Origin of the sequence: Dolosicoccus paucivorans, from assembly GCF_900100125.1 — a bacterium.
GTDB lineage: Bacteria > Bacillota > Bacilli > Lactobacillales > Aerococcaceae > Dolosicoccus > Dolosicoccus paucivorans.
The window spans coordinates 18,916-35,203 of record NZ_FNEL01000004.1; the positions used below are offsets into that span (position 1 = coordinate 18,916).

16 protein-coding genes are annotated in these 16,288 nt (G+C 38.1%); 12 read left to right on the plus strand and 4 right to left on the minus strand.

Translation table 11 applies throughout. The features are described from left to right. Nucleotides 1-58: 58 nt before the first annotated feature. Both BLR79_RS01325 and BLR79_RS01330 read right to left on the minus strand, forming a co-directional pair. A complete protein-coding gene (locus tag BLR79_RS01325; protein WP_092084107.1) occupies nt 59-934 on the minus strand; it encodes an acetamidase/formamidase family protein in 876 nt (291 codons plus the stop codon). A gap of 14 nt (nt 935-948) precedes the next feature. Beyond that, on the minus strand, nt 949-1,659 hold the full coding sequence (locus BLR79_RS01330) for a histidine phosphatase family protein (protein WP_092084109.1): 711 nt from the start codon (nt 1,657-1,659) through the stop codon (nt 949-951). Nucleotides 1,660-1,805: 146 nt separating this feature from the next. Here BLR79_RS01330 and BLR79_RS01335 point away from each other — a divergent pair, with 146 nt between their 5' ends. The 6 genes from BLR79_RS01335 to holA all read left to right on the plus strand — a co-directional run bounded on the left by BLR79_RS01335 (nt 1,806) and on the right by holA (nt 6,573). Continuing rightward, nucleotides 1,806-2,810: a YihY/virulence factor BrkB family protein gene (locus tag BLR79_RS01335; RefSeq protein ID WP_092084110.1), complete on the plus strand. Its 1,005-nt coding sequence runs from the start codon at nt 1,806-1,808 to the stop codon at nt 2,808-2,810. Then, a complete protein-coding gene (locus BLR79_RS01340; RefSeq protein WP_092084112.1) occupies nt 2,807-3,997 on the plus strand; it encodes an FtsW/RodA/SpoVE family cell cycle protein in 1,191 nt (396 codons plus the stop codon). The genes BLR79_RS01335 and BLR79_RS01340 overlap by 4 nt, the downstream gene beginning before the upstream one ends. 113 nt (nt 3,998-4,110) lie before the next feature. Further along, entirely contained in the window at nt 4,111-4,317 is a 207-nt protein-coding gene (locus BLR79_RS01345; protein WP_092084114.1) for a hypothetical protein, read from the plus strand. Nucleotides 4,318-4,332: 15 nt separating this feature from the next. Then, nucleotides 4,333-4,488, plus strand: a complete 156-nt coding sequence (locus tag BLR79_RS09000; protein ID WP_159427557.1) for a hypothetical protein — start codon at nt 4,333-4,335, stop codon at nt 4,486-4,488. A gap of 39 nt (nt 4,489-4,527) precedes the next feature. After that, nucleotides 4,528-5,517 carry a pyridoxal phosphate-dependent decarboxylase family protein gene (locus BLR79_RS01350; RefSeq protein ID WP_268752893.1) on the plus strand — a complete coding sequence of 330 codons (990 nt, stop codon included), beginning with the start codon at nt 4,528-4,530 and terminating at the stop codon, nt 5,515-5,517. A 36-nt stretch (nt 5,518-5,553) separates the two neighbouring features. Further along, nucleotides 5,554-6,573: a DNA polymerase III subunit delta gene (gene holA / locus BLR79_RS01355; RefSeq protein ID WP_092084118.1), complete on the plus strand. Its 1,020-nt coding sequence runs from the start codon at nt 5,554-5,556 to the stop codon at nt 6,571-6,573. 39 nt (nt 6,574-6,612) lie between these two features. Here holA and rpsT read toward each other — a convergent pair whose 3' ends face one another. Beyond that, on the minus strand, nt 6,613-6,864 hold the full coding sequence (gene rpsT / locus BLR79_RS01360) for a 30S ribosomal protein S20 (RefSeq protein ID WP_092084120.1): 252 nt from the start codon (nt 6,862-6,864) through the stop codon (nt 6,613-6,615). A gap of 221 nt (nt 6,865-7,085) precedes the next feature. Here rpsT and uvrB point away from each other — a divergent pair, with 221 nt between their 5' ends. The 6 genes from uvrB (at nt 7,086) to BLR79_RS01390 (ending at nt 15,735) form a co-directional block, all read left to right on the plus strand. Then, complete coding sequence (gene uvrB, locus BLR79_RS01365; protein ID WP_092084122.1) at nt 7,086-9,077, plus strand: excinuclease ABC subunit UvrB; 1,992 nt, start codon at nt 7,086-7,088, stop codon at nt 9,075-9,077. A 141-nt stretch (nt 9,078-9,218) separates the two neighbouring features. Further along, nucleotides 9,219-9,488: a 30S ribosomal protein S15 gene (gene rpsO / locus BLR79_RS01370; RefSeq protein ID WP_092084124.1), complete on the plus strand. Its 270-nt coding sequence runs from the start codon at nt 9,219-9,221 to the stop codon at nt 9,486-9,488. Between the two features lie 145 nt (nt 9,489-9,633). Continuing rightward, nucleotides 9,634-11,751, plus strand: coding sequence for a polyribonucleotide nucleotidyltransferase (gene pnp, locus BLR79_RS01375; RefSeq protein ID WP_092084126.1), 2,118 nt, complete (start codon nt 9,634-9,636; stop codon nt 11,749-11,751). A 136-nt stretch (nt 11,752-11,887) separates the two neighbouring features. Beyond that, nucleotides 11,888-13,303 (plus strand): amino acid permease, encoded by a 1,416-nt coding sequence (locus BLR79_RS01380; RefSeq protein ID WP_092084128.1) that lies wholly within the window; start codon nt 11,888-11,890, stop codon nt 13,301-13,303. A 130-nt stretch (nt 13,304-13,433) separates the two neighbouring features. Next, nucleotides 13,434-15,140 (plus strand): ribonuclease J, encoded by a 1,707-nt coding sequence (locus BLR79_RS01385; protein ID WP_092084130.1) that lies wholly within the window; start codon nt 13,434-13,436, stop codon nt 15,138-15,140. 16 nt (nt 15,141-15,156) lie between these two features. Further along, entirely contained in the window at nt 15,157-15,735 is a 579-nt protein-coding gene (locus tag BLR79_RS01390) for an energy-coupled thiamine transporter ThiT (protein ID WP_092084132.1), read from the plus strand. A 52-nt stretch (nt 15,736-15,787) separates the two neighbouring features. On the opposite strand, the gene BLR79_RS01395 is transcribed toward BLR79_RS01390, so the two are convergent. Continuing rightward, a complete protein-coding gene (locus BLR79_RS01395) occupies nt 15,788-16,141 on the minus strand; it encodes a hypothetical protein (protein ID WP_092084134.1) in 354 nt (117 codons plus the stop codon). Nucleotides 16,142-16,288 lie beyond the last annotated feature (147 nt).

The window sequence follows — 16,288 nt, forward strand, 5'->3', positions numbered from 1 at the left end:
AATTTAAAAATAACCAATAAAAAACTTGCCTTCGAATGCGAAAGCAAGTGAAATTTAATTAATCAATTAATGTTTTTGGAATAACCATGCGCATACTTACTTGTGGGTTCACTGCCTGGCAGACTACTAAGTCGCCTAATAGTGAAAGGGCCATATGAGCATCTTCAATCGTAAAATCATGATGGTTAACTAAAAATTGAGCCATCTTATTCGTTGCTTCTTTAGAAGCGACCATCATGTCTTCGTGAACACCAATCGCAGCGAAGTGATCTGGTGTTTCGATAAATGGAGTAGGTAAGTTAGCGTCTTTTAATACTTCAACAGAAATTTCTGCTGTTCCGCCGACTTCTAGTCCTGATCCGCCGACTTCACCGTCTCCCATCGCAGCGTGCATATCACCCATTGCTAGTAGAGCTCCTGGGACGTTAACAGGTAAGTAAACGTGGTTACCTTCTCTAACTAAAGTACAGTCTAAGTTACCCCCGTGTTGGTCAGGTGTTCCTGTTTCTACTGGTTTTCCTGCTGGAGCCGTTCCGATAACGCCAATCATTTTTAAAAGAGGGAAGTGGCGTCCGCGATACTCAAAGGAATCATGATTCACTTTTAAAATAGCAGTCTTTTCTTTTGTAATTTGATCTCCCAATACGCCTAGATCAGGAACAGACATAACCGCTCCTTGCTCGTTGAGATCAATTTGGTGAATGGTTACTTTTAATACATCGCCTGGTTCAGCACCTTCAACATAAATCGGTCCAGTTGCTGGGTTGATTTTATTGAAGTCAATTGAACTAATGAGATCGTCTTCTGTATGAACTGTGTTTGAAAAACAGTCGAACATTTCAACAGTAAAGGGTTCATTTGGCTTTACAGTGTGGCTGGCTTTATTTTGGCCATCCAATGCAAATACGTGATGGTCTTTTGAAATATAGTGCATAAATTAATAACCTCCTATGATTCTAATTCATCGTCATTACTTACAGCGTCCGCTAAAGCTTTAAAATGGTCTGTTTGGTTATATCCTAATAGTTCAAATTGGCCGTTAATATATTTAACCATAGAAACAGATGCGTTTTTTAAAGGCTCTTCGTAGTCAAAATCCGCTACTAACCCATGAATTAAGTAACGAATCGTTAAGCCATGACACACCACTAAAATATTTTGATTGGTTCCAGCGTGCTTATGAAGAAGCTTTAGTAAGCCTTCTTCAACGCGTTGCCAAAATTCAAGGTAGTTCTCGGCATGATGATGAGGATCCAGTGCTTTCGTTTGATCCATAAAGGCTCTAATTTGATTGTTTTTTCCTTCAGGTAAATCATATTTACGTCCTACTTCATCATTAATTTGACTCCAGAAACGTTCTACTTCTAGCCCTTCAAAGGAGCCAAAGAAGACCTCGCGAAATTCATACATCGGAACGAGTTCAATCGAATCAGCATGATTATTTTCTTGTAAAATGAGATCAGCTGTTTCAATTGTGCGCATTAAATCACTTGTATAGACCGCATCAAAATGGACATCTTGCAAACCGCGACCACTCTCACGAACTTCTTCAATGCCTTCAGGTGTTAAAGGGGTATTTCCCCATCCTTGGAATCGATCATAACGGTTAAAATAAGTTTCACCGTGACGCATAAAATAAAAGGTCACTCCGTTTGACATGTATCGCACCTCCTAATAATATCTTATAATTAAGTATACAATGAATTAGATATTTATCCAATCTTCATCCCTTTGACGAGGTGCAAATAATCCGGTTTTATGGTACTCTAAAAAGAGTTAAAAATACAAAATAGGAGGTTTTAGCCATGTCGTCTGAAAAAGTATCAATGACGGATAAATTGATGGCTGTCTTTAACGCGAACAAAAGCCAACTAGCTTTTGGAAACTATGCCGCTCAGTTTTCCTTCTATGTCATTTGGGCAATTATCCCTTTATTATTAGCACTAGCAAACGTTATTGCGGTATTGCCTATTTCTCAATATGAAATTATTAACTCAATGCAAGAGGTTTTACCAGATCAAGTTCAATCTTTAGTATTACCCATTTTAGAAGGGTACTTACAAAACACGAGTACAAGTATCTTTTCTCTGGGATTAATTATTTCTTTATGGCCTGCGTCTAAAATATTTAACACTTTACAAAAAGTATTGAATGAAATTTATAACGTTAAAGGAAGAACCGGGGTTGTCGCTCGCGTTTTAGCTTATGTTTTCACATTAGCGGTGATGATCGTTTTAGCTTCACTAAGTGTCACGTTAGTGGTCGGGCGTTTTTTAGTTGAGCAACTTCAAGAAGTCATCCAAGCTTCAACGCGGATTGATTTATCCTTTATCCAAACTTTATTAAGTCAAGGATGGCTCTTAACGTTTGGGGTCGTATTTATTGTTTTATTGACCATTTATTATTTAGTGCCTAATGTGCGTTGGTCCGTTAAATACGCCATGCCCGGCGCTTTATTTAGTTCTATCGGATTAGCGTTAGTCTCTCAATTATTTGGTATTTACTTACAATATGCTGCTTCTGATTTATCAAGTAACAATACCATTGGGGTATTTATTATTTTTATGATTTGGTTGTACTTCAATAGTATGATTATTATGATCGGAGCTTATGTGAACGTGTTATATCATTCTTATCGTACACAAAATTATTGGGAGCTCATCTCTAACAAACGTTATCCAAAAGATCATTATACAATGACTAAAGAATTTAAAACCTACACGGATGTAATTCCCGTTCTTTCAGGAAAGGTTTATCATTTATTAGAATCCAAGCAAAATATTGAAAGTGAAGAAGGGATTGAGCAATGAACATTATCAAAAACTATCGAAACAACGCTCAAGATTCAGGATTAAATTATGGCATTATTTTAAGCGTGTTACTTCTAGCTATTATCGGTATTTTAAGTATGTACGCAACGACTGTGATGATTGAAGGTCAAAACTTAGTTCCTACACTGTTTCATGCTATATGGTACGGGGTAGGGGCCATTTTGATTATTATTTTAATTCAAATTGATTCCAATCAGTACTACAAAATGGCTTATATGTTTTATGGTGCTGGAATTATTCTTTTAATTTTAGTTCTCTTTTTCTATGATAGAGAATTGGCGACTTACGCCGGAGCTCACAGTTGGTTTAGAATTGGTTCTTTAACCTTCCAGCCTTCTGAAGTGTTTAAGCCAGCTTATATTATTTTAATGGCCCGGATTATTACAGAACATAATCATCAATATTTGCATCACCGTACGTTAAAGTCCGATTGGATTTTATTAGGTAAAATCGCTTTAGTCACTTTACCACCGGTTATTTTAATCCAACTTCAAAACGACTTAGGAACGAACTTAGTGGTGTTAATTATTACAGCGGCGATGATTTTTATGTCAGGTATTAGTTGGCGAATTATTTTACCTGTCGTTATCACAGCTGTGGTAGTAGGGGGAGGTATTTTATATTTAGCCGTTGATTACCCTGAAATATTAGGTCGCTTTGTTCATGACTATCAAATTGCTCGTATTCATACATGGCTAGATCCTTTTTCCGATACTCAAAACGATGCCTATCAATTAGTGCAAAGTATTAAAGCGATTGGTTCGGGAGAGATGTTTGGTAAAGGCTTTGGTGTCTCTGAAGTCGTCGTTCCAGTTCGTGAATCGGACTTTATTTTCACAACGATTGCGGAAAACTTTGGCTTTATTGGAGCGGGTATTTTACTGTTAATTTATTTTGTATTAATTTATCAAATGATTCAAACCTGTTTTGAAACACAAAATGAATTTTATACCTATATTACAACCGGTGTGGTGGCGATGATTTTATTCCATATCGTCGAAAACGTCGGAATGAATATTGGTTTACTTCCAATTACCGGAATTCCTCTACCATTTATCTCTCAAGGGGGGTCCGCCTTATTAGGTAATATGATTGGTGTCGGATTAGTTTTATCGATGAGTTACCATCACCGAGACTATCAATTTGGTCAACCTCAACACTTTTAAATTGAAAGCTTCTCGCTATTTCAGTGAGAGGCTTTTTTAATTTGAAAAAAGTTGTATAAGAATGAAAGAACCTTTAAGCTTATAAATAGAAAAAGAATTAAGGAGTGAATGTCATGTCTTATTTATATGACTGGCAATTAGGCAAGCAATTAGTTCGTCAAGTAGTAGATGAAGTATTCGATGAGCAATCACGAATAAAAGATCAACCTTTAATGACTTCGATGACTGAACAAACAGCTCAGTCCATTAAAGCCTTTAAGTTTCAAGATGAAGGAAGAGATCCAAAAGACGTATTGAACTTTATGACTCAATCGATCTAACCTTACCGAGCTTGTTTGAATCATCCGCGATTCTTTTCTTTTATTCCAGCCGCTCATTCACCATTATCGATTGTAGGTGAAATATTGAATGCTTCTTATAATCCTTATGGAGGAAGCCATACGTTAGCTGAAGGGCCAGCAATCGCTGAAAAGTGGCTTTTAAACTTTTGAGGGAAAAAAGCAGGCTATGGTGAAAAAGAGTTAGGCGGTATTTTTGTTTCAGGAGGCTCCATGGCTAACCTTACCGCTGCGGTTATTGCTCGAGATGATAAGTTAGCAGAGTCTGAATTTCATTTAGGAACCGTCTATGTCTCCGATCAGACCCATTCATCTGTTGCTAAAGGGTTGCAAATTATCGGTATTCAAACTAAAAACATTCGCAAAGTAGAGACAAACGATCAATTTGAAATGAAGGTGGATCATTTAAATCAATTAATTGAAGAAGATAAAAAAGAAGGTAAGATTCCTTTCTTAGTCGTCGCCACCGCAGGAACAACTAATACAGGTAGCGTGGATCCTTTAAAAGCAATTGCTCAAGTCGCAAAAGAAGCTAATTTGTGGATGCATGTGGATGGAGCTTTTGGAGCCAGTGCTTTATTATCTTCCTATGCTAAAGAGTTATCGGGCATTGAATTATCTGACTCTATCAGTTGGGACGGACATAAATGGTTGTTTCAAACTTACGGCTGTGCCGCTTTAATTGTTAAAGATCGTCAAAAAATGGCCCAAAGTTTTTCAGAAAACCCGGAATATTTATTGGATATTGCTACAGGAGATGAAGCAATTAACTTTTGGGATATTGGTGTTGAATTAACAAGGCCACTACGAGGAATGCGCTTATGGTACACCCTTCAAGTATTAGGGTTAGATAAGATAAAAGAAGCGATTGATACAGGATATGAAAATGCTTTGTATATTCAAGAAAAATTCGAACAAATGTCCAATTTTGAAATTATTTCTCCCGCCAAAATGAGTGTAGTCAATGTCAGATATAATGATGGCTCCGATGAAATTCGACTTAACCAAATCAATCATCAATTATCTCAAATGGCGACCGATCAAAATGAAGCCATTTACTATACAACCCAATTAAATGGACATATTGTCTTACGTTTTTGTGCAATGCATCCTGAGTTAACTAAAGAAGAGATTGATCATTTGTTATCGTCTTTAGAACAAAACGTAGAAACTATTAAATAATATTTAAACTAGCGAACAACTAAAGGAGGAGAAGGTTTGGAATTTCAAGCAGCTATGCGCGAATTAAAACGCCAAATATTTCACCCTGTTTATACATTAATCGGAACGGAAGAATATTTGAAACGTCAATTTTTAAGAGCTATTCGGTATCAAATGAATGAGCAAGAAGAAACAGATCTTGTACGGCTAGATTTAAACGAAGTGGCGCTAGACGCTGTCTTAGATGAAGCAGAGACCTTTTCTTTTTTTACTGATCGTAAATTATTGATTGTAGAAAACAGTTTGTTTGTGACTCCAAAAAATCCAAATCCGATAGAAGATCATGAACAAAAGCGATTATTGGATTATTTAAAAGCACCGAATCCATCGACAACGATTGTCTTTTGTGTGCCTTATGATCAATTGGATAAACGGAAAAAAATAGCCAAAGCTTTTTTAACGGAAACGGAATTAGTGGATATTTCACAATTAAAAGAACAAGAAGTGCGTCAATATGTTTTGAATTACTTACAAAATGCGCCCTTTAAAATAACTCGAGATGGGATTGAGGCATTACTTGTCAGGACAGATTTTCATTTAACCCATACGATGACTGAATTAGAAAAGATTGAAACCTTTGCGTCCAACCGACAAGAGCCCATATCAAAAGGCGAGATCCAGCGTCTCGTCCCGCGAAGTTTGGAAGGAGATATTTTTGAATTAACAAACGCCATGCTTAAACGACAAGTGAGCCAGGCAGTTCAAATTTACCGTGATCTATTATTACTAGGAAACGAACCCATTGCCTTACACGGATTAATTGTCAGCCAATTTAGAATTATTATTCAAGCGAAAATCTTGTCACGCCAAGGAGAACATGAAGCACAAATTTCTAAAAAGTTAAGTGCTCACCCGTACCGCGTTAAAATGGCTCTTCAAATTGGAGCAGGAATGCCTTTAGATCAATTGTTGAATTATTATAATCATTTAGCAGAAGTCGATTATCAAATGAAGACAGGTCATGGTTTACGAGATAATCATTTTTATATTTTACTAACCCAGTTGATGTATATTTAACCAAACAAAAAAACGACTCCATGAGGAAGTCGTTTTTTCTTATTTAACTAAACGTGCTAATTGTGACTTAGTACGTGCAGCTTTGTTTTTGTGGATTAAACCGCGTTGTGCTGTACGGTCAACTGCTTGAACTGCAGTTGTGTAAAGTTCTTCAACGTTGTCAGCACCGTTTGCTACAGCGTCTTCTAAATGTTTAATTGCAGTACGCATTGAAGCAACGTGTACACGGTTTGCTTCTGTTTGACGACGAGTTGTCGCAATACGTTTAATTGCTGATTTAGTGTTTGCCATATTCAGTCACCTCTTTCGATGTATAAGTTGTGTGAATTATAAAAATTCAATCAACACACAACATTATAACGTAAAATAAGTTGTATAACAATCATAAAATTGAATTGCTTTAAAGATCCCTCTTCCAATAAGTCACATCAGTAGCTTAGCGAACATCTATTTGGTATACTAAAAGAGCATGTTGAAAGTTTAATGTATATATTTTTAGAAAGGATGAGGAGATGGAATCCAAGACATTTAAAGTTCATTCTCCCTATAAGCCCAGTGGGGATCAGCCAGAAGCCATTGCTGAATTAGCCCAAGGAATTAAAGACGGCAAAAAAGAACAAGTGTTAATGGGTGCAACGGGAACAGGTAAGACATTTACAATGGCTAATGTCATTCAAGAAGTCAATCGACCGACGTTAGTTCTAGCTCATAATAAAACTCTCGCCGGGCAGTTATATAGTGAATTACTCGAATTTTTCCCTGAAAATGCGGTAGAGTATTTTGTATCTTATTATGACTATTATCAACCGGAAGCCTATGTTCCCGCATCTGATACTTATATAGAGAAGGAATCCAGTGTTAACGACGAAATTGACAAACTACGTCACTCAGCTTCATCTGCCTTACTAGAGCGTCGGGATGTGATTGTAGTCGCTTCAGTGTCATGTATTTACGGGTTAGTTAACCCAGAAAACTACCGCGAACACGTTCTATCATTACGTAAAGGACAAGAAATAAGTCGTAACGAAATGCTCGCGCGTTTAGTCAGTATGCAGTTTGTACGAAATGATATTGATTTCCAGCGGGGAACCTTTAGAGTGCGCGGTGACGTAGTGGAAATCTTTATGGCTTCGAGAGATAAAGAGATTTTACGTGTTGAATTTTTTGGTGATGAAATTGACCGTTTAAGACAAGTGGATGTGTTAACTGGAGAAGTTAAAAGTGACGTAGATCATTATCCAATTTACCCAGCAACACACTTTATCGCCAATGATGAACAAGTATTAACCGCTGTTAATTCCATAAAAGCAGAGCTAGAAGAACGTCTCAAAGAGCTTCACGCAGAAAATAAACTATTAGAAGCCCAACGCCTAGAGCAGCGCACGAATTATGACATCGAAATGCTTTTAGAAATGGGATATTGTAACGGGATCGAAAACTATTCAAGACATATGGACGGCCGTTTACCAGGCCAGCCGCCTTATACCATAATCGATTTCTTTCCTAAAGATTTTGTCATTGTCGTCGATGAATCCCACATTACTATGTCACAAATTCGAGGCATGTTTAACGGAGACCAAGCCCGTAAACAACAATTAATTGACCACGGCTTTCGCTTACCGAGTGCTTTAGATAACCGTCCGTTACGATTGGAAGAGTTTGAAGAGCGTGTTAACCAAATTGTTTACGTTTCAGCTACACCTGGTCCTTATGAATTAGAAAAGACAAATAATGAAGTCGTTGAGCAAATTATTCGTCCAACCGGATTATTGGACCCGATTATTGAAGTGCGTCCAATTGAAGGACAAATTGATGACTTAGTGTCTGAAATTAATAAGCGAGTGGAACGAGACGAACGCGTCTTTATTACGACACTTACTAAGAAAATGTCCGAAGACTTAACGGATTACTTACACGAATTAGACATTAAAGTGAAGTACTTACATAGCGACATTAAAACCCTTGAACGAACGGAAATTATTCGCGATTTACGCCTAGGGGTATTTGACGTATTAGTCGGAATTAACCTTTTACGAGAAGGATTAGACGTACCGGAAGTAACGTTAGTCGCGATTTTAGATGCGGATAAAGAAGGATTCTTACGAAGCGAACGCTCGCTCATTCAAACCATCGGACGAGCAGCTCGTAACGCTGATGGACGAGTCATTATGTATGCCGATAAAATAACCCGTTCAATGCAAGTGGCGATTGATGAAACTGAACGTCGTCGTGAAATTCAACAAGCTTATAACAAAAAACATGGTATTACGCCAACAACCATCAAAAAAGAAATTCGCGATCTTATCCGAATTACTCATGACGTGGAGCAAGAAGAACAAGCTGAAAATATTTACGTTCAGTTTAAGAAACTTTCTCGCTTACAACGTGAAGAAGAGATCGAACGTCTCACTTTAGAGATGAAACAAGCCGCTAAAGATATGAACTTTGAAGCAGCCGCTGATCTACGTGACGTCATTATGGAACTAAAAGCAAAATATATGTGATAAAGTACTAAAATTCATTGCAAATTGGATTTATTTACGTTATCATATGAAAAGTGGAAATCACACAACCAAAGCTCAGTTTATCGAATCACCAACGTAGACTTGGCTTTTGGATAAAATTTATGAAAGAGGTGTTTGATAATGGCATTATCAAAAGAACGTAAGAACGAAATTATTAAAGAGTTTGCAACACATGAAGGAGATACAGGTTCTCCAGAAGTACAAGTTGCTGTTTTAACACACGAAATTAACACATTAAACGATCACATTCATACACACAAAAAAGACTTCCATTCATACCGTGGTCTTATGAAAAAAGTTGGACGCCGTCGTAACTTATTATCTTATTTACGTAAGAAAGACATCCAACGTTACCGTGTATTAATCGAGCGTTTAGGTTTACGTCGTTAATCATGAATGAAAAGGGTGGCTTTTGGGCCATCCTTCTTTTTTTAAAATAGATAGATGGGGCGAGTTATTACTATACAAAGTTGAGAGAGGGTATGATTTTTGAACTTTGTTTAGTAACCTCCCCCATAGTGAAAGGAGAAAATTAATGTTTGACAAGAAAGTATATACGATTGATTGGGCAGGTCGCCCGTTAACTGTTGAAATTGGCGAAATGGCTCGTCAAGCAAATGGTGCCGTTTTAGTTCGTTATGGGGATACCGCTGTATTATCTACCGCTGTCGCGTCAAAACAAGCAAGTCCGTTACCGTTTTTCCCATTAACTGTTCACTACATTGAGAAAATGTATGCTGTCGGTAAAGTGCCAGGTGGATTTATTAAACGAGAAGGTCGTCCTTCTGAAAATGCGACTTTGACTAGTCGTTTGATTGACCGTCCGATTCGTCCAATGTTCCCAGAAGGGGTACGTAACGAAATTCAAATTACAAACACTGTGTTAGCAGTAGAACAAGACAACACACCAGAAATGGCAGCCATGTTAGGTTCATCCCTTGCCTTAGCGATTTCTGATATTCCTTTTGATGGCCCGATTGCCGGTGTTAACGTTGGTCGTATTGATGGTGAGTTAGTGATTAACCCAACTTGCGAGCAACGTGAAGCGTCTGATTTAGAGCTGTCTGTTGCAGGAACTAAAGAAGCCATTAACATGGTTGAAAGTAGTGCGGCTGAACTATCTGAAAAAGATATGTTAGAAGCTCTATTATTTGGTCACGAAGCGATTCAATCTTTAATTGATTTTCAAAATCAAATTGTTGCCGAAATCGGTAAAGAAAAGTTTGAATTTGAACTTCACGAAGTAGATCCAGCGATTACAGAATTAGTGGAAACGAACTATAAAGATGCTTTAACTAAAGCTATTCAAACTCCTGAAAAATTAGCTCGCGAAGAAGCGATCAGTGAGGTTATGAATGGTGCAGTTGAAGCTTATGAACAAGCACATCAAGACGATGAAGACTTAGAAGAAAAAGTCGCTGATTTACGTATTGCTTTAGATGATGTTGAAAAGCAAGAAGTCCGTCGCTTAATTACAAAAGAAAGCACCCGACCAGATGGACGCCGTCCGGAAGAAATTCGTCCGCTGGACTCACAAGTCGCTCTCTTTAACCGCGTGCACGGTTCAGGGCTATTCACTCGCGGTCAAACTCAAGCATTAACTGTCGCTACTTTAGCTCCTTTAGCTGAGCAACAAGTTATTGACGGTTTAGGGATTGAAGAAGAAAAACGCTTCATCCACCACTATAACTTCCCGAACTTCTCTGTAGGAGAAGCAGGACGTGTGGGCGCTCCAGGTCGCCGTGAAATTGGTCACGGAGCTTTAGGAGAACGCGCCTTAGAACGCGTCATTCCAAGCGAAGAAGACTTCCCGTACACCATCCGTTTAGTATCTGAAGTATTAGAGTCTAACGGATCAAGTTCTCAAGCAAGTATTTGTGCGGGAACCCTTGCTTTAATGGACGCTGGTGTGCCAATTAAAGCACCGGTAGCCGGTATTGCGATGGGACTTGTTATGGATGAAGATGAAGACTACACCATCTTAACAGATATCCAAGGGATGGAAGACGCTCTAGGAGACATGGACTTTAAAGTAGCAGGAACATCTAAAGGAATTACTGCACTACAAATGGACATTAAAATTCAAGGAATTACTCCTGAAATCTTAAGAGAGTCCTTGCAACAAGCCCAAGCAGCTCGCCTATTTATTTTAGATAACTTAACCGCAACTATTTCGCATCCAAGACCACAATTAAGCCCATATGCACCGAAAATTGATTTAATTACAATTGACCCTGAGAAAATTAAAGTTGTTATCGGTCGTGGCGGGGAAACAATTAATGGCATCATTGATGAAACAGGCGTTAAGATTGATATTACACAAGAAGGTTTAGTCAGCATCGCTTCATCAGATCAAGAAATGATCGATAAAGCCCGTGAAATGATCGAACTCCTTGTTAAAGAAGTCGAAGTAGGGGAAACTTACGAAGGAGAAGTTAAACGTGTAGAGCGTTTTGGAGCCTTTGTCGAAGTTTTACCAGGAAAAGACGGCTTATTACATATTTCTCAATTAGAACATCACCGCGTAGATAAAGTGGAAGATGTTGTTAATGTCGGCGATAAAGTATTAGTGAAAGTCACGGAAATTGATGATCGCGGTCGCATTAACTTATCAAGAAAAGCGCTTCTACCAAAAGAACCATCCGAAAACTAAAAGGTTTAACCCTGTTAGCTTAGCTAATGGGGTTATTTTTGTGGGCAAAAAAAGCGTTAAACTAAAACCTCATTGTATTTTAATGTTGCTTGTGATATTTTTAAGAAGGAGTTAAAAAAACTTAAAGGAGATTGCTATGAAAAAAGAACCACAACAACTCAGTTTAATGTCTCTTGTTGCGATTATGGTCAGTGCGGCGGTAGGATCGGGAGTTTTCAACTTAATGAAAGAGATGGCTTTGGAAACATCCGTCATCGTTGCCGGTCTTGCGTGGGTGATTGCCGGCCTTGGGATGGGCGCATTGGCGGTGACCTTTTCCAATTTAAACGAATCCTTTCCCAATGTTGAAGGAGGCGTCTTTGGCTACGCTGTATCCGGGTTAGGAGATTTAGGTGGCTTTATGTCGACGTGGATGTACTGGCTAGCTGTTTTATTTTCATCTATTGCACAAGTCAGTTTACTGTTTAACGCGCTAGCTTACTTTTTCCCTATTTTTGGGGATGGGCAAAATCTATATTCTGTTATCGGTGCTTCAATCTTTTTCTGGTCTCTTCACTTTTTAGTGAGCCGTGGGACGGAAAGTGCGGCCGTCTTTAATACGATTGTTCTGATTGCTAAATTTGTGCCTATTTTTGTCTTTATTATTATCGCAATTATCGCGTTTAATGGAGATATTTTTATTGAAAGTGTCGGGCGTCTGACGTCAAGTGGGCCGATCCATTGGGGCAATGTTTTCCATGAGTTAAAAGCATCTATGCTTGTCACCGTTTGGGCATTCGTCGGAATGGAAGGTGTGACGGTCTTTTCATCTCGAGCTAAACGAAGAAGCGATGTAGGTAAAGGAACGGTTTATGGCTTTGGAGCTGTGACGTTACTTTATTTAATCGTAACGCTTGTTTCTTATGGCGTGATGACTCAAGAGCAATTAGCAGCTTTACCAAACCCAGCGATGGGATATATTTTAGAAGCAGTCATTGGTCCATGGGGAGCTTGGATTATTAACTTAGGTGTGATTATATCTCTAGTCGGAAGTGGTATTTCTTGGGCAATGATTGGAGCAGAGACGGGCTTTCAAGCCAGTGAATTGGACATGTTCCCTAAATTATTTAGTCGCCTAAATGACAAAAAAGCTCCGGCTACAGCAAGTTTTATTCGTACGATGATTGCTCAAATCGTTGTTTTACTTCTTCTTGTAGCAACTCAAGCTTATTCATTAATTTCCCGCCTATCGGGGGCAACGGTTGTTGTTCCTTACTTTTTAGCAACGGTATTTTTACTGTTAAATAGTAGAAAAGCAGGATTATCCTTTAGTAAACAATTACCTGCGTGGATTGCGTTTATTTACTTAGGGTGGATTTTTTACGCTTCAGGGTATTTGTTCTATTTACTTTTAATGCTTTCACTAGGGTTAGGGGCTGTATGTTTTGTAGCGAGCCAACGTTACTACAATTGTAAGCTTAACAATCAAGTATTATGGATTGTTTGGTTTATGCTTATTATTGGATTTGTGTTTGCTTTATATCGTTTACCTGTCATTATGGAATTAATTTAACAAAGTTAAGGGGAGGCTGAGGCCTCCTTTTTTGTTCATTTTTTTCAAGTCAATGTCGGAGTGTGTTATAATAAAAGGAGTGCTAATCAGTTGAAATAAAATATATACATTAATTTTTTAGAGGTGAATTATGAGTAAAATAAAAATTATTCCACTTGGCGGCGTTCGCGAAGACGGTAAGAGTCTTTTTGTAGTGGAAGTAGAAGAATCAATTTTTGTCTTAGATTGTGGGTTGTTGTACCCTGAAGAAGGATTATTAGGAATTGATGCGGTGATTCCTGATTTTACTTATTTAAAGGAGAACGCACACCGAGTGGTCGGTATTTTTCTAACCCACGGTCACGATGATGCGATCGGGGCATTAGCTTATTTATTAGAAGAAGTGGATGCGCCTGTTTTTGGTACTAAGCTCACGTTAGAGTTTGCTAAATTAATCGCCAAAGAACAAGGAAAAACGGACGTTCATCCTGATTTTATTGAAGTGGATCATCAAACAGAGATTGAATTTGATGATGCAACCGTTTCATTTTTCAAAACAACGCATACAATTCCAGATTCAGTGGGAATTGCGATTCATACACCAGACGGGGCGATTGTTTATACCGGTGACTTTAAGTTTAGTCCAAGTGCTTCACCGCTTTATCAAACAGACTTTGATCGTTTAACCCAATTAGGCTCTCAAGGAGTACTGGCATTATTAAGTGACTCCGCTTCAGCAGAGAGTACCTCAGAAAACATTTCGGGTATGGAAGTATTTGAATCAATTACCGAGACGTTTATGAACGCTGAAGGACGAGTCATTGTCTCGAGTGTAGGAAGTAATATCGAACGAATTCAGCAAGTGTTAAATGCAGCAGATATTTCAAAGCGCAAAGTATTTTTTGCCAATGGTTATGTTTACGAAATGGTTGATATTGCGATTAAGCTGGGTAAAATAACACTGCCACGTAAAGATTTAATTGTTGATATCCAACATTTAGATAAAACGCCTTCTAACGAAGTAGTCATTATTCAAACGGGTAACGTCGGAGAACCATTAAGTCAATTGCAACGAATGGCTTTAAATCGTCACCGCCGTGTATCCATTAAAGAAGGCGATCTAGTTTATATTGTAACGACACCGACAACAGCGATGGAAACTGTTGTTGCTAAAACAAAAAACATGATTTACCGCGCAGGAGGGCTGGTTAAAGAATTAGCCAACGATTTAAAAACTTCTGGACACGGTACACCAAATCAACTGCAACTGATGTTAAACTTTATGCGTCCTAAATATTTTATTCCCGTCAACGGTGAATTTAGAGCCCAACGAGCTCATGGCGCTTTAGCTAAGCAGTTAGGTTATCAAGATAATGAAGTCTTTGTTTTAGATATTGGGGACATTGTCGAATTTAATAATGGTAAAGCAGCCCTTACTGGACAAGTCGAGGCAGGAAATGTCTTAGTAGACGGAAGTGGTGTAGGAGATATTGGAAATGTCGTCTTACGCGATCGTCGTATTTTAAGTGAAGACGGTATTTTTGTCGTTGTGGCGACCATCTCAAGACGTCTAGGTAAAGTATTGGTAGGACCACAAATTACTTCTCGCGGGTTTGTTTTCATGAAAGCAAGTACAGATTTAATTAAAGCTTGCTCTGACATGACGTTAGATATTTTAGAAGATCATTTAGATCGCAAAGATTTCGAATGGGGTCTATTAAAATCAGACTTAAGAGAACAAATCGGTAAGTATTTGTTTAAAGAAACGAAGCGTCGCCCAGTTGTTTTACCGATTATTATGGAAGCTTCAAACTATCAACCTTCTAAAAAAGAAGCGCCTAATCGACCAAACAAGTAATTAGAAGGGAGATTTTATGAATACAAGAACACGAAGAATGTTACAAGACGCATTAATAGCGGTGTTATTAAGCATTGCGTTGTCTTTTATCAATAGAGAAGTTACTCCTTTGCCGTTAGCCTTTAGTCCTTTACCTTTAATATGGTTAGGGCTACGTCACGGTGGGGCATTAAGTGTCTTAACCGCTGCACTAGCTGGAGTGGTTATTGGAGCTATTCAATGGAGAGGTTTTCCAATCGTCGATATTTTATTAGGTAATGTTTTGCCGCTACTAGGTGTGGGTGTTTGCGAATTCTTTGCTCGTAATACCCAACGAACGTTAAATAATTTACGCTATACCTCGACCTATTTGAATATCTTTACAGCTAGTTTATTGACTTTAATGATTTACTACGGTATTCAATGGGGACTTTTACCATCGATTGGCATTGGGACAACCTTGCCGATCAGTACTCTTTTATTAGGACTAGGTGTGACTTGGCTTATTTTAGCAGGAAGTTTATCTTTATTAGCAAAATCTGCTCCGCAACTAATCATTCCTAGAAGAAGTAAGTACTTACCAAGACGTGAGACCTCGTCGCTGTTAAACGATTAATACAAAAAGAAACTCCTTGTGATGCTCGAAAGCATGTAACAAGGAGTTTTTTTTATTCGGCGTTAACCTTTAAAATGGAATGTGCTGGCAACTGTACGGTTTGTTTCGATGTTAAGTCAAATAGTGTGACCCCATGGTCATAAGTAAAAGGACTGAGAACTTTTGCTGTCATTGATTGACAAGAAGTATCGTCTAGCGAATAAACAATTTCAATTGAATTTAAATTAACGTAGTGATCATTGAGTACTTCTTGAATTCTTTCGACGGGCATTGTAAAACGTTGGTTATCTAAATAGAAATAGTTGAATGCCTCTTCATCAAGAGGTGCAAAAAAGTCACTAATAATTGCTTTACATTGGTGCAAATAGCGTCCTACGGCTTGAGTAGATAAAGTAGGTAATTCCATAATATCAACCTTTCTAAATAATTATGGCAAATAAAACAAAGCGAACATTTGTTCTGTAATTACATTATACGAACAAATGTTCGATATGTCAATAATTTTAGGATGATAAAGTATTATTGTTTAAATCGCTTGCATTTTGCTATAATG